Annotated in this window: 11 protein-coding genes; 5 read left to right on the forward strand and 6 right to left on the reverse strand. The window is 36.5% G+C overall.

Features of this window, described 5'->3' with window-relative positions; genetic code table 11:
* Nucleotides 1-26 precede the first annotated feature (26 nt).
* Nucleotides 27-1,121 carry a calcium/sodium antiporter gene (locus AC2D3N_RS06900; RefSeq protein WP_484693175.1) on the reverse strand — a complete coding sequence of 365 codons (1,095 nt, stop codon included), beginning with the start codon at nt 1,119-1,121 and terminating at the stop codon, nt 27-29.
* Between the two features lie 185 nt (nt 1,122-1,306).
* On the opposite strand from AC2D3N_RS06900, the gene AC2D3N_RS06905 reads away from it, so the two are divergent.
* A complete protein-coding gene (locus AC2D3N_RS06905) occupies nt 1,307-1,858 on the forward strand; it encodes a DUF1269 domain-containing protein (RefSeq protein ID WP_079679358.1) in 552 nt (183 codons plus the stop codon).
* Between the two features lie 33 nt (nt 1,859-1,891).
* On the opposite strand, the gene AC2D3N_RS06910 is transcribed toward AC2D3N_RS06905, so the two are convergent.
* Nucleotides 1,892-2,509 (reverse strand): TVP38/TMEM64 family protein, encoded by a 618-nt coding sequence (locus AC2D3N_RS06910; protein ID WP_079679357.1) that lies wholly within the window; start codon nt 2,507-2,509, stop codon nt 1,892-1,894.
* A 111-nt stretch (nt 2,510-2,620) separates the two neighbouring features.
* Nucleotides 2,621-3,607 (reverse strand): arsenosugar biosynthesis radical SAM (seleno)protein ArsS, encoded by a 987-nt coding sequence (arsS, locus tag AC2D3N_RS06915; protein ID WP_079679356.1) that lies wholly within the window; start codon nt 3,605-3,607, stop codon nt 2,621-2,623.
* Between the two features lie 95 nt (nt 3,608-3,702).
* Here arsS and AC2D3N_RS06920 point away from each other — a divergent pair, with 95 nt between their 5' ends.
* Complete coding sequence (locus AC2D3N_RS06920) at nt 3,703-5,073, forward strand: ion transporter (protein ID WP_079679355.1); 1,371 nt, start codon at nt 3,703-3,705, stop codon at nt 5,071-5,073.
* A gap of 56 nt (nt 5,074-5,129) precedes the next feature.
* Here the strand turns inward: AC2D3N_RS06920 and AC2D3N_RS06925 are convergent, their stop codons facing one another.
* Entirely contained in the window at nt 5,130-5,414 is a 285-nt protein-coding gene (locus tag AC2D3N_RS06925; RefSeq protein ID WP_484693176.1) for a hypothetical protein, read from the reverse strand.
* Between the two features lie 82 nt (nt 5,415-5,496).
* On the opposite strand from AC2D3N_RS06925, the gene dusB reads away from it, so the two are divergent.
* Both dusB and argF read left to right on the forward strand, forming a co-directional pair.
* Nucleotides 5,497-6,522: a tRNA dihydrouridine synthase DusB gene (gene dusB / locus AC2D3N_RS06930; protein ID WP_079679353.1), complete on the forward strand. Its 1,026-nt coding sequence runs from the start codon at nt 5,497-5,499 to the stop codon at nt 6,520-6,522.
* A gap of 197 nt (nt 6,523-6,719) precedes the next feature.
* Complete coding sequence (gene argF / locus AC2D3N_RS06935; protein ID WP_079679352.1) at nt 6,720-7,643, forward strand: ornithine carbamoyltransferase; 924 nt, start codon at nt 6,720-6,722, stop codon at nt 7,641-7,643.
* Nucleotides 7,644-7,997: 354 nt separating this feature from the next.
* Here argF and AC2D3N_RS06940 read toward each other — a convergent pair whose 3' ends face one another.
* Nucleotides 7,998-8,861, reverse strand: coding sequence for an ISAs1 family transposase (locus AC2D3N_RS06940; RefSeq protein WP_484693177.1), 864 nt, complete (start codon nt 8,859-8,861; stop codon nt 7,998-8,000).
* A gap of 184 nt (nt 8,862-9,045) precedes the next feature.
* Entirely contained in the window at nt 9,046-11,316 is a 2,271-nt protein-coding gene (locus AC2D3N_RS06945) for a pentapeptide repeat-containing protein (protein ID WP_484693178.1), read from the reverse strand.
* A gap of 660 nt (nt 11,317-11,976) precedes the next feature.
* Here AC2D3N_RS06945 and AC2D3N_RS06950 point away from each other — a divergent pair.
* Nucleotides 11,977-13,488: a GGDEF domain-containing response regulator gene (locus AC2D3N_RS06950; RefSeq protein WP_079679153.1), complete on the forward strand. Its 1,512-nt coding sequence runs from the start codon at nt 11,977-11,979 to the stop codon at nt 13,486-13,488.
* The last annotated feature ends 31 nt before the right edge of the window (nt 13,489-13,519 follow it).

The raw sequence follows: 13,519 nt of genomic DNA on the forward strand, positions 1-13,519 counted from the left end.
AAAACCTCGCCCTGATAAACCCTGAATTATTCAGGATTTAAACGTTTGCGTTTGGCTTTATAGCTGCGAACTGTGGTGACAATTAAGGTGATAATGGTAATGGGAATTACAAAACCGATCATCACAAAATTAAACAGAGGAAGCTCAGAATGTTTGGAAGAATCGAGGATTAAATAGATGGCATAGGCAAAATAATATGCTAAAAAAAGTACACCTTCCCAACGGTCAATAGATTTGCCCGTATAAAATATCGGGAAACAGGATATCGCCACTGCAATCATCACCGGAATATCAAAATTTAAAGCTGCCGGGGAAACATTAATTCCTTCTGGGGAAATAGCAGAGGATAGTCCTAACACCGCCAGGATATTAAAAATATTGCTTCCAATGACATTCCCAACGGCAATATCCCGTTCTCCTTTAATTGTAGCCACAACAGAACTGGCTAATTCTGGCAGGGAAGTTCCTGCGGCTACAATAGTTAATCCGATGACTAATTCGCTGACTCCAATGGCTCTAGCGATGGAAATTGCACTTTCAACTAACCAATTAGACCCTTGAACTAATAATACCAATCCAAGCGCAATAAAACCGATATTAATAATCCAGTTTTTCGGGGTATTTTCAACTACAGTCTGGGATTCATCTTCCTCGGATTCCTCATTTTTTTGTTTCTTGGCTTCATAAATTAAAAACAGAGTATAAACAATTGCTCCAATAAATAAAATCGTGCCATCAACCCGACTAATTTTGCCATCACTGCCAAACATTAAGGTTAAAACAGATACGCCAATCATAATCGGAACATCTAACCGAATTAACTGATTGGCTACCATTAAAGGAGCAATTAAAGCCGAAATCCCTAATATGATTAACACATTAAAAATATTACTTCCAACTACATTTCCCAAGGCGATATCCGCTTGACCAACTAAACTTGATTGAATACTGACGGACATTTCTGGAGAACTGGTTCCATAAGCAACAATTGTTAGCCCCACAAGTAAGGAAGGAATTCCCAAAATTGAAGCAATGGTTGAAGCACCACGAACTAATAGTTCTGCTCCCAAAACCAGCAAGACTAAACCCGCTATCAGCAACAAAATCACGCTCAAGCTCATACAATAAAAATCCTTAACCGTTAAGACTGGGATTCTTTGTTTAGAATGAAATATCACAACCCCTTTTGTCAATTTATCATGGTTTTAATCGACTTTGTTATTGGGGGTGTGGTAAAATGGAGGGGTTGGGATTTCGGCCCCTATAAACCTAATTTGTTTAAACCATAAATTTTGAGGAATAAAACATGACTTATTCAGAAGATTTAACAACGTTGGTTGTTGTCGCTTACCCGGAACAAGAAAAAGCTAAAGAAGTTTTAAAAGAACTCAAGGAATTGCAAACACAAGGGATTATTTCGATTGTGAATGCTGCGGTCATGGTTAAGAATGAAAAAGGCAAAGTTGCTATTAGTGAAACTGGAGATACGGACGCGAAAGGGGGGGCAATTATTGGCGGGATTACGGCGGGATTAATTGCCCTGTTTAACCCGATTGGAGCTTTGGGAGTCATTGCTTTAACCGCAGGTGGGGCAGGAGTTGGAGCTTTAATTACTCATTTTATGGATTTAGGATTTCCCCAGGAAGATCTTAAAGAACTGTCGGAATCTTTAACCCCGGGAAGTTCGGCGATTATTGCCTTAGTTGAGCATACTTGGGTCGATAAATTAACGGAAACTTTAGAGGAGTATGCCGGAAAATTGTATAAACGTTCGATTAAATCGGATATTGCGTCTCAACTAGAAACAACGGCAAAAACCATCAGTGCTGAGGCTGAATCTACGCCCCCGGAAGCCTAATTAATCTCAATAAAAATAGGTGGAACTCTCCACCTATTTAATTTTTTGATTCAGAGCATTCTGGGAAATTTTTGTGATATAAATTGTAACAATTACCGTTATGATTAACCCTATTCCATAGAATAACCATTCTACCGTGGTACGCGATCGCCCTCCCATTCCTAACTGAGCTAAACTTCCGATTAAAGATCCCACATAAACATATAAAATTGTACCTGGTAACATCCCAATCCAAGAGGCTAGAAAATAATCTTTTAAGGAAATATTCGTCAGTCCAAAAGCATAATTAAGTAAATTAAACGGAAAAATTGGGGAAAGACGAGTTAGACCCACTATTTTCCATCCCTCTTGACTTACCGCTTGATCAATGGCTTTAAACTGTTCATGATTTTCTAGTTTTTTAGCAACCCAATTCCTGGCAAAATATCGTCCAATTAAAAAGGCAAAAGTAGCCCCAATCACCGAACCAATAGAAACATAAATTGAACCCCAAACTATCCCAAAAATAACGCCAGCGCCCAAGGTTAATAAAGAACCTGGAACAAATAATATTGTGGCTAAATTGTAGATAATAATAAAAGCAACTGGCCCCCAAAATCCCAAATTAGCAACCCAATCTAAGAGATTTTTTAATAAGTCTTGAACGCCCATTTTATTCTCCCAAGTCTTTAAAAGTATATCCCGGAGCAGGTTGGTCTTGAAAACTTCTTTGTGTCTTTGTGGTTAAATTTGGCTTTACCCTTGTTAAGATCAACTATAATTTCAAACTAAAGATCCCCCACAACTAGAACCACATCCGGCGGTACATCCATAACAATAGGGTGCTGTTTTTACGGTGTCAATTAAATCTAAATTATTAGCATCTAATAAATCACTAACGGTTAATAATTGTCCCGAAGCATTCCGGGCTGGAATATTTTCCATTTGGTTAAAGTCACAATCATAAATATAGCCTTGATAATCAATTGATAATTGATTTCGACACATTAAATTAGATACTGTTTTAGGATTATAGTTAGATTCTAAAAACTCCAAATAGGAAGATTCTAATTTTTTCTGCTGTAAATAAGATTTTGTGCGTCCGATGGGTAAATTGGTAATCGTTAATAGCTGATTAAAATGAATATCAAACTGTTGTTTTAAATAATCTTTATAGGTTTTTTCAAGTTGAGATTGTTCAGGGGGTAAGGTAAATTTTTCAGTCGTTGGTAAGGCGGGGTTATAAACCAAATCCAAGATTAATTCCGGTATTTTACCATAGCCCAAATGGTTTAACCCTTGGATGGCTTGAATGGAATCCTGATAGACACCATTTCCTCGCATTTTATCCACATTATTTTCTAAATAACAGGGCAAAGATGCAATAATTCTTAACTGATGATTGGCACAATATTCGGGTATATCTTCATAACCAGGGACAAAATAAAGGGTTAAATTAGACCTAACAATTACTTGTTTTTCAAGGTTTCTGGCTGCTTCGACTAAAGGTTTAAATCCATAATTCATTTCTGGAGCCCCTCCGGTTAAATCCACCGTTTGAATTTGGGGAAAACGATTAATTAATTCAATCAATTGTAAACTAATCTCTAGGTCTAGTTCTTCGGTACGTTTTGGCCCAGCTTCGACATGACAATGGTGACACGCTAAATTACACCGTTTTCCTAAATTAATTTGTAATATTGTAATCGGTTGTTTTGTGAGGGGAAAACCGAGTTTTTGTGAAAACGGGGTCAACGTTGTTTGAATCATAAGTTAAGTGGGGATTAACTGTAATATTTAGCTTGTGCTAATTTTAGCATAAGAATAGCGATACAATCTGATTGAAGACTCAATTTTTCATTTCAATGTTACCTTTCCTCACTCGTATCCCGTCTTTACATCCAGAATCAAAATTCTTAACAATCTGGGAATCATTACTGGTTTTTGTTACCCTATATAACTGTTTTATTATTCCCTTTCGGATGGCGTTTAATGCCATAATTTTTGATTTTTGGTTTCTGATAGATTGTCTGGCAGATTTTATTTTGATTTCAGATATTTTTTTAAGATTTCATATTGGCTATATTGATGAGGGAGAAGTCGTTAAAGATAAACAAAAAATTAGCTATTATTATCGCAATACAGACTTTAAATCTAATCTATTAGCGAGTTTACCGATCAATATATTTGTTCATTTATTTTTACCTAATACTTCTTTGTTTTTTATTGGATTATGTAGAATACCTAGGCTTTTAAGGTTTTCTCAATGTCTTTTGATATTTAGAAAATGGGATAATAATGTTTATTTTAATTCGGCTATTGTCCGAATGTTTGAGTTATTAATTGTTGTGTTTTTAATTGATCATTGGATAGCTTGTCTGTGGTTTCTTATTGGAAATATAACTGGACAATCGGGAGAATCTTGGCTACAAATTAATGATTTATATTTAGAAAATACAACAACACAATATTTGCATTCCTTATATTGGTCAATCACAACTTTAACAACGGTAGGTTATGGTGATATTACGCCTCAAAATAATGTCGAACTTATCTTTACATTTACAGTGATGTTTTTGGGTGTATCATTGTATGCCTTTATTATCGGGAATGTAGCGGCAATAATTGCTAATTTAGATGCTAGTAAAAACCGATTTCGAGATAAATTAGGTCAAATTCAATCCTATATGTGGGAAAGAAAAATCCCCCGCTCTTTACAAAAAAATGTTTTAGATTATTACCAATATATGTGGGAATATAATCGGGATGTTTCCATAGATTTTGATTTATTGGACGAACTTCCTCACTCTATTAAAACCCAAATGTATTGTTATCTCTATCAAGAACTTTTAGAAAAAGTTCCCCTATTTCAAAATGCTGAACCCGGTTTTATTGAAGACTTAGTAATTAAATTAAAACCCAGAATTCTCCCCCCTAATGACTATGTAATTCGGGAAGAACAAATGGGTCATGAAATGTACTTTGTCAAACGGGGAAAATTACAAGCCTTTTCTGAAAAAACCGGAAAAGTTTATACCATTATGGTGGCGGGTTCATTTTTTGGTGAAATTGCCTTACTTTATAATAGTCCTCGTACTGCTTCAGTAAAAACCTTAACTTACTGTGAGTTATTTGTTTTGTACAAGGAAGATTTCGATAAAGTCCTAGAAAATTATCCAAAATTCTCAGAAAAAGTTAAACAAATTGCCCAAAAACGGTATCAGTCCCGGGAATAATTTTGATCCAGTGATTAGCCCCATCAATGAGATAAAAAATGCTAATCACTGATCATTTATCGATTGATTGGCTGTTCCAATTGTGCTGGATGTCCGGTAATATTAAATCTCTGCATTAAATACAAAACCCCCACCGCCATAAACACCCCAAAAACCAACCCAATTACCGTTAAAATAATAAACGAACGTTGAATAATTTCTACGGTTCTAGGGTCATGTTTTATCCCTTTAACATCTTCGATTTCTTCAGAAACTTCACTGGGTTCGGGTTGGGGAAAGTGCAGTTTATTGGCGTTGCCATTTTGATGAAACGGGTCGGGATTATTGGAAGGAAAATTCATAATCGAATCCAAAATGATTTAAACCGTTAACTCATTCTATTATAGAGATACTCGAACTTGCAGAATTTGTTCCCTTGTAACCATGACTGTTCTTTCCGCCGAACTAAAACACCGTTTATCCACACCCCTAAAAATTGGCACTGTAGAAGTCAACAGTCGTGTCCTCCAATCCCCCCTATCCGGTGTTACAGATTTAGTATTTCGGCGCTTAGTGCGTCGCTACGCCCCTGATTCCATGATGTACACTGAAATGGTTCATGCCAGCGAAGTTTGTCATGTGCGGGGACTTCCCAAAATCATGGAAGTTGACCCCAACGAACGCCCGATTAGTATTCAATTATTCGATTGTCGCCCCGATTTTTTAGCCGAAGCTGCCCAAAAAGCCGTCCAGGAAGGAGCCGATACTATTGATATTAATATGGGTTGTCCTGTTAATAAAATTACTAAAAATGGCGGCGGGTCTTCGTTATTGCGACAACCGGAAATGGCGGAAACTATTATTCGGTCAGTGGTGGCGGCGGTGGATGTGCCTGTCACCGTAAAAACACGGATTGGTTGGAGTGATGAAGAAATCACAATTTTAGATTTTGCCCGTAGAATTCAGGATGCGGGAGCAAAAATGATTACTATTCACGCCCGCACCCGCGCCCAGGGTTATCACGGTCAGGCAAAATGGGATTGGATTCGACAGGTTAAGGAACAGTTAAGGATTCCCGTGATTGCCAATGGCGATATTTTTTCTGTAGAAACGGCGATTCAATGTTTACAAGAAACCGGGGCTGATGGGGTGATGTGTTCCAGGGGAACTCTGGGTTATCCGTTTTTAGTGGGAGAAATTGACTATTTTTTGAAAACGGGAGAATTTAAAACCCTTCCCTCCGTAATTGAACGGTTGCAATGTGCAAAAGAACACCTACAAGCGTTGTGGGAATATAAGGGTGAACGGGGGATTTATCAATCTCGAAAACATTTAACCTGGTATGCCAAAGGGTTTCCTGGGGCCCATGAATTGCGGGATCATTTGGCCAGAATTGAAACCGTTGCTCAGGGATGGGAATTATTAGATGATGCCATAAATCAGTTATCCCGGAACAGTTTTGTGGCTTAGAAAACTTTAGAATTAGAACAGCGTTGATCTCTTTCAATCTTTGACTTGGGTTTGAAATCCCCCTAAATCCCCCTAAAAAGGGGGACTTTGAAGTCCGGTTTCCCTCCTTAAAAAAGGATAACTTTTAACTCCGGTTCCCCCTTTTCTAAGGGGGGTTAGGGGAGATCAACATAATTGTTAGTAACTTAGGAAGAATCATGGAAACATTAAAAGGACGGGATTTTTTAAGTTTGGCGGATGTTAGTATTGAGGAACTCTATTTTTTATTAGATTTGGCGACCAAATTAAAATCAGGAATGGTTAAATTGCGTCGTAATAAAGTCTTAGGATTAATATTTTCTAAGGCTTCAACCCGAACCCGGGTTAGTTTTACCGTTGCTATGTATCAATTGGGGGGTCAAGTGATTGATTTAAACCCGAATGTTACCCAGGTAAGTCGCGGAGAACCATTAATAGATACGGCTAGGGTATTAGATCGATATTTAGATATTACGGCTATTCGTACCTTTGAACAAAAGGATTTAGAAACCTTTGCTAATTATGCCGAAATTCCGGTAATTAATGCGTTAACAGATTGGGAACATCCCTGTCAAGTATTAGCGGATTTAATGACAGTTAAAGAATGTTTTGGCACCTTAGAAGGTTTGACTTTAAGTTATTTTGGCGATGGGGCTAATAATATGGCGCATTCTTTATTGTTAGGCTGTGCCATGGTGGGAATGAACGTTAGAATTGCTACCCCGGCTAACTATTTACCCAATGCAGATATTGTTGAACAAGCTAAAGATATTGCTCAGGGAAAAACCGAGGTAATTGTTACCGAAGATCCTATTAAAGCGGCAAAAGATGCAAATGTTGTTTATACCGATGTTTGGGCAAGTATGGGACAGGAAGAAGAAGCCCGAGCTAGAATTCCTCTGTTTCAACCCTATCAAGTGAATACTAAATTAATGGAAAAAACCGCCGATAATTCGATTGTTTTACATTGTTTACCCGCCCATCGGGATGAAGAAATTACCGATGAAGTTATTGAGGGATCTCGTTCAAAAGTTTGGGATGAAGCGGAAAACAGAATGCACGTTCAAAAGGCATTATTAGCCGTATTATTAGGGGATGATTAACCTTTAGATCCTAAGAAATAAGCGATCGCTTACTTCTTCAATCCCCCCTTCTCAATCGGGGGTTGGGGGGATCTCCACCCTTATTACCCGAAAAATATCCCCCCTAGCCCATTAAAAAGGGGGGCGTTTTCATTTTCCAAAATGCGATCGCTATCTTCAAAAAAAATCATCAAGTTTTCCGGTCAAATTACCTCTAATTTTAATCAGATAAGTTAGAAATATTAAGAATGAACAATTTTGATATTTATTGACAGCAAAAAATAGCCATTGTCTTGATTGATAAGACTTTATGGCTATTTATTATTAAATGTTTTTGATTTTTTTTAAGAAAATAGTTTTAAAAACTCAATTAATTTAAGCGATCGCTAAAATCTTTTCCCAATTATTTCCCAACCATGACTGTCCCTCTTTTATTGAACTAAAACCCAAACTTCTGTATATATTCAAAACTAATGTTACTAATAACGAGAATTTCCCCGCTACGTCTATCCCTTTTATTCCTGATTTATCTTCATTAAAATTTACATCTTTGACCCAATGTACTTGATTTTCAATTAACCAATGTGCTTTAATTTTTTCTGCAAATGTTTTCGCACTTAATTTCTGACTACTAATATAATATAAGGTTTGATTATATTCTTGATTACCCCGAAAACCTGTTCTTTCTACCTCAATAAAACTTTGAAGATGAGGATAATTTTTATGATTCACATTTTGGCTATCAAATACCGATACTTTTCTGCTAATATTTCGTCCATGACTAAAATCTTTTTCTTCATATACTGTTAAAGGCTTTTCAACTTTTGCTAATTTTTTGATCTGCTTGTGCAATTTCATTTGATTGCCTTTTACCGTAATTAAATAATCATTTTTGCTCTCAATTATTGCCTGAGTTGTTCCCTTACTACAATGGAGAGCATCGAGAGTAAATACTTTATTTAATAACCCACATTCCTCTATCATAGAGAGAACTTTGGCGTTTTCAGAACTCTGTTTACTTTCAAAACTTTCCGATTTAATTACCAACTTTATTTCTAATAATTTAATTAGCTTATTTTCTTGATTTTTTCTAAAATTATCTATTTGCTTATAAGTAACATTGCCAGTTAGCAGTGCCAAAACAATAATAGTCAACACCACCCATAATTCATGTCTTTTACCCCGATTTTTCCGAAAATCCTTGACTAACTTCAGTTGTTCAATTATACTGTTTAACATGACTTTTTTAAAATTAAATAAAAGTGATCTATTTTTAATTTTACCGAAAGAAGATCACTTTTATTTTCTTTTTTACACCCGACAATGAAAACGCCCTGCTCTTAATGAGAGCCGGTGAATGGCTCACTACGTTGTTGCGCTTAAGCACATCTTATCGGCGTAAAGGGCTCACTACGTTGTTTAATTAAATCTCCTCCCCCTTCAAGAAAATTCGAGTTTGATCCGATAATCCCGCATTGTTCCCTAATTTAACCCCTACAATTTGTGCCTGGGAAATCCCACTGCGAAATAGATTAGCACCCTGTAAATCTGCATATAATAAAATAGCATCTTTGAGATTAGTATGACGAACAATTGCATCTCTTAAAGACGCATAAGTGAAGTCAACCTGCATTAAATTAGCCCGAGTTAAATCTACTTTAGTTAAATCAGCATAACTCAAATTACTTTGAGCTAAATTGGTATCTCTCAGTTGGGCATTAATTAAAATCGCTTGATTTAAATTGGCTTGATTAACCATTGCACCCATGAGATTTACATTAGATAAATTCGTGGATTGCAAGTTAGCTTGAGATAAAATTGCTCGCTCTAAATTAGCTCCTTCCAGATTCGCCCCTTCCAGATTCGCCCCTCCCAGATTCGCCCCTTCCAGATTAGCCCCTGCCAGATTGACTTCTTCGAGATTCGCTCCTTTTAAATTAGCTCCTTTTAAATTAGCTCCTTTTAAATTAGCTCCTTTTAAATTAGCTCTATTCAGGTTAGCCCATTGTAAATTTGATGCCGATAAATCTACCTCAGTTAAATCAGTATTTTCTAAATTCGCTTCTTGTAAATTCGCTTTTGTGATAATTGCTCCCCTTAAATCAGCACGATTAAAATTAGCGTTTTGCAAATTCGTAGCGGTTAAATTAGCGTGCTTCAATTCAGCCCGACGAAAATCTGTTTTAATTAAATTAGCATCCGTGAGATTCGTATAATTAAGATTAGAAATAAAGAATTTAGTTTCTGTAAAAATTCCTCGACTTAAATCTGCATGGCTGAGTTTAGCCAGACTCAAATCTACTCGAATGAGTTTAATAGATTTCAAATCCATATCGCGCAAATCTGCACCGCGTAAATCCCGACCTTTTAACTCAATTTCTTTGAGATTGGTATGGCGTAAATCTGGCCCCTTAAATTGACAAAATAAACGATAGGTGTCTAATTCTGTGTCCGACCGAGTTCCGGGGTCTAAATCTTTAGTTTTGACTAAAAAATATTGGACATTTTCTGTAAATAAGGTAAAGACCAAATTAAAGATTTCTAAAAATTGAATTAAGCCCTGACATCGGAATTCCGCATGGTCTTGATAGAATTGAACCAAATTGGAAATACAAATCTCTAAATAGGTTCGACAGGGACTCCCCAATAATACCAATTTCAGCAGTAAAATCACTAAAGTTAGTTGACTTCCCTGACGAATCATTAAATTAAATAAAAATGAGGGGGCTTTCCCATGTTCAATCAGTAAAAACTCTAGCAGTCGGTTACAGGTTCTAATAATTAGAGCCTTATTAACAGTTTTCTCATCATGGAGACGGTACAGAAATTGCAATTTTTCTTCGATTTTTTCCCTCAGAATATTTGCCGGATATTGCTGACTTAGATTAAACATCAAATATTGTGGCAAACATTGTTTGAATTTTTGATAATTAAAATCTTGAGTATTTTGTAAAAACAAGTTAGCCTGAGTACCATAATTAAACACACGCTGAGTAGAAATCGTTTGTTTAATTAAATTGATCACTTCATCCCCGAGTTGGGTGGGATTATTCAGTTTACGATTTTTACCCGTGGGAGAGTCTAAACGGGTAATATACATCGCCAAATCAAATTTATATTTATCTTTAAGCTGTTTTGCTAAATTGCGAGCGACTTCTTTTTGTTCCCTGGAACTGCGAGGATTAAGATATTGAGGAACTAATAAATAGGATTGATAACGGCTACTCCAATTATTGCGATCAAAATTCGCACATTGGAGTAAATTTTGATAATCTTCACTATTTAAAAATTGGTTCACCCATAGAATTAGTCGGCTTTCTTGAATGGATAAACAAGTTTGATCAACATTGGGAGGGTTTGATAATCTTTGAATCAGGTTTTTAATTAACTTTTGTTGACGTCTCAGTAGCCAATTATTAATTAGAATATAGCAACATCTTTGAATTGTCGAGTGAAAGCAAGATTCCCCGGTTTCCACACTCAGAATAGTCTCTAAAGCCCTTTGCACTTTGGGCTGGCTTGGACACAGCAGGTAAAAGAATAGTTGTTCAAAGCTATCTAAAACAGCTTCTGGACTGGAGGTTTGTACCCCATGTAGGAAAAACTCATAGATCACTTCTGCTGTCACTCCCAAAGAAGCAGAAAAGGAGTGACCCGTGGAAAGGTCGGAAGTGTGATAAGATTTGCTAATCAATTTTTTCCTGACCCAATAAACTGTTAGATGCCCTGAGTAATAACACTCCTGGCTCGATTATAGCTTTATTTCAGATAATTGGCAATATTTGATCATTGCTTTACGTTAATTTTACAATTACATAACAGCCCCTTTATATAAACACTAGATTTGTGAAGATCATCAAATATTAGCAAGAAATTTTCCTCTTTAATTTAATAATCTCCTCCTGTACCGCCTCTCCCTACTATAGTGCTACGCACTCTTAAAACACTAAAATATCGGAACGCCGGAACAGTAAGCATTAAAAAACGAGTCTAAAAATAAATTCCAGATGATTCCTAAGATTGTAGATATTATTAATAATTTAAACCTGTATATCTGAATTATCTCCCCGGGAGCTATCATATTTTAGCTACATCTATTCCCGCCAAAATATAACAAATCATTAAGAAATTCAAACTTTTATTGGCTTCCCGAGTTTTTATTGACAATTTTTCGGTTTAAACTAAATAAATTTGCTTGAAAAATCTACTCCGGTTTAATCTTGGAGAATGATTAACTTTGCTTGTGTTCAGAACAGATTGAGATAGAATAAATAAAACCAGGGTCTCTAATCTGGGTATAATAGAGAGTAATCTCAGACCAGCGGATTAATGACAGTTTAATCTGAGGTTTATTATGTTAGCTGAACTAGCGCGAATGTATGTATCTTATAATTTTACACCTAGGGCAGATTTGCTAGTTATTGATGATACACTAGCGAATTTGAGGCTGTTAGTCAATCTCCTTCGAGAAAATGGCTATAAAGTTCGAGCCGTTAGTAATGGTTACGAGGCTCTGGAGACCATTCAAAAGAGTCCTCCCGACTTGATTTTACTAGATATTCTTATGCCCGATTTGTCGGGTTATCAAGTGTGTCAAATCTTAAAGGAGGATATTATAACTCGGGATATTCCGATTATCTTTCTCAGTGCTTTGAGTGATGGCTTAGATAAAGTCAAAGCATTTAGTGTAGGAGGTTCAGATTATATTACTAAACCTTTTCAGGTTGAAGAAGTGTTGGCTCGGGTAAAAAATCAACTCACCATTCAATGGCACAAAAAACAACTGGAGCTAGAAATTTTAGAACGGGAACAGGCTCAAGAGGCTTTAAGGTTACAATATCAACGGGAACAAGCCTTGAATCGAGTCATTCGGGCGATTCGTAATTCCCTCGAAATATCAACCGTATTTTCCACGGCGGTCACCGAAATTGGTCAACTGTTACAAGCCGACTGGGTGGCGATTGTTCAATATTTATCTCAATCCAATAGCTGGCAACCCGTTGTTGAATATTCCCCCAATTCTGATCTGGCTAAATTAATCAATAATAAATTATCTAATTCTAGTTGTTTATTAACAGAACGTCTACAATTATTACAAACCTTTTGTGTTAAAGATCCAGAAACAGTTATTGATCCCTTTAATCAGGATTTAATAGAACAATATTCCAGGATTTGGTTGCCAATTCCTGTCTATTCTGATGGAGATGCTTGGGGAAGTTTAAGTATTGTTCGACATTACTCTATTCCCTGGTCAGAAACCGATGTAGAATTAGCTGTAGTGGTCACGGATCAATTAGCGATCGCGATCGAACAATCCCAACTCTATCAACAACTACACCAAGTTAATCAAGAATTAGAAAATCTAGCTAATTTAGACGGTTTAACTCAAGTAGCAAATCGGCGAAGATTTGATCAAGTTTTAGAACAAGAATGGCTAAGACTTCGACGGGAAAAACTGCCCCTCTCTCTGATTTTAGCTGATATTGACTATTTCAAATTATATAACGATACCTATGGTCATTTAGCCGGGGATGATTGTTTAAAACAAGTTGCCCGTGCCCTTCATCAAACTCTCAAACGTCCTGCGGATTTAGTAGCCCGTTATGGGGGGGAAGAATTTGCCGTGATTCTTCCGAATACCTCCCTAACCGGGGCGATACAAGTGGCAGAAACCATTCGAGACTCCGTTTATAATTTGCAATTATGCCATGAAACATCCCCTGGACAGGGTGTAATTACCCTAAGTTTAGGGGTTAGTAGTTTAATTCCTCTGGAGGCTGAAGCGCCACAAATATTAATTAAAAAGGCAGATCAAGCCCTATATCAAGCCAAAAATAAAGGTAAAAATATTGTCTGTTATTTTTAATTTTAACGGATTTTTTCACTCAGATAATTCT

This window comes from Planktothrix sp. PLAVEN19ND, from assembly GCF_057220675.1.

Coding starts and splice junctions, on each gene's coding strand:
- dusB (WP_079679353.1), top strand. CDS start 5,497: ATGACTGTTCTTTCCGCCGAACTAAAACACCGTTTATCCACACCCCTA.
- AC2D3N_RS06940 (WP_484693177.1), bottom strand. CDS start 8,861: ATGTTAAACAGTATAATTGAACAACTGAAGTTAGTCAAGGATTTTCGG.
- AC2D3N_RS06905 (WP_079679358.1), top strand. CDS start 1,307: ATGACTTATTCAGAAGATTTAACAACGTTGGTTGTTGTCGCTTACCCG.
- AC2D3N_RS06910 (WP_079679357.1), bottom strand. CDS start 2,509: ATGGGCGTTCAAGACTTATTAAAAAATCTCTTAGATTGGGTTGCTAAT.
- AC2D3N_RS06950 (WP_079679153.1), top strand. CDS start 11,977: ATGTTAGCTGAACTAGCGCGAATGTATGTATCTTATAATTTTACACCT.
- AC2D3N_RS06920 (WP_079679355.1), top strand. CDS start 3,703: ATGTTACCTTTCCTCACTCGTATCCCGTCTTTACATCCAGAATCAAAA.
- AC2D3N_RS06900 (WP_484693175.1), bottom strand. CDS start 1,121: ATGAGCTTGAGCGTGATTTTGTTGCTGATAGCGGGTTTAGTCTTGCTG.
- arsS (WP_079679356.1), bottom strand. CDS start 3,607: ATGATTCAAACAACGTTGACCCCGTTTTCACAAAAACTCGGTTTTCCC.
- AC2D3N_RS06925 (WP_484693176.1), bottom strand. CDS start 5,414: ATGAATTTTCCTTCCAATAATCCCGACCCGTTTCATCAAAATGGCAAC.
- argF (WP_079679352.1), top strand. CDS start 6,720: ATGGAAACATTAAAAGGACGGGATTTTTTAAGTTTGGCGGATGTTAGT.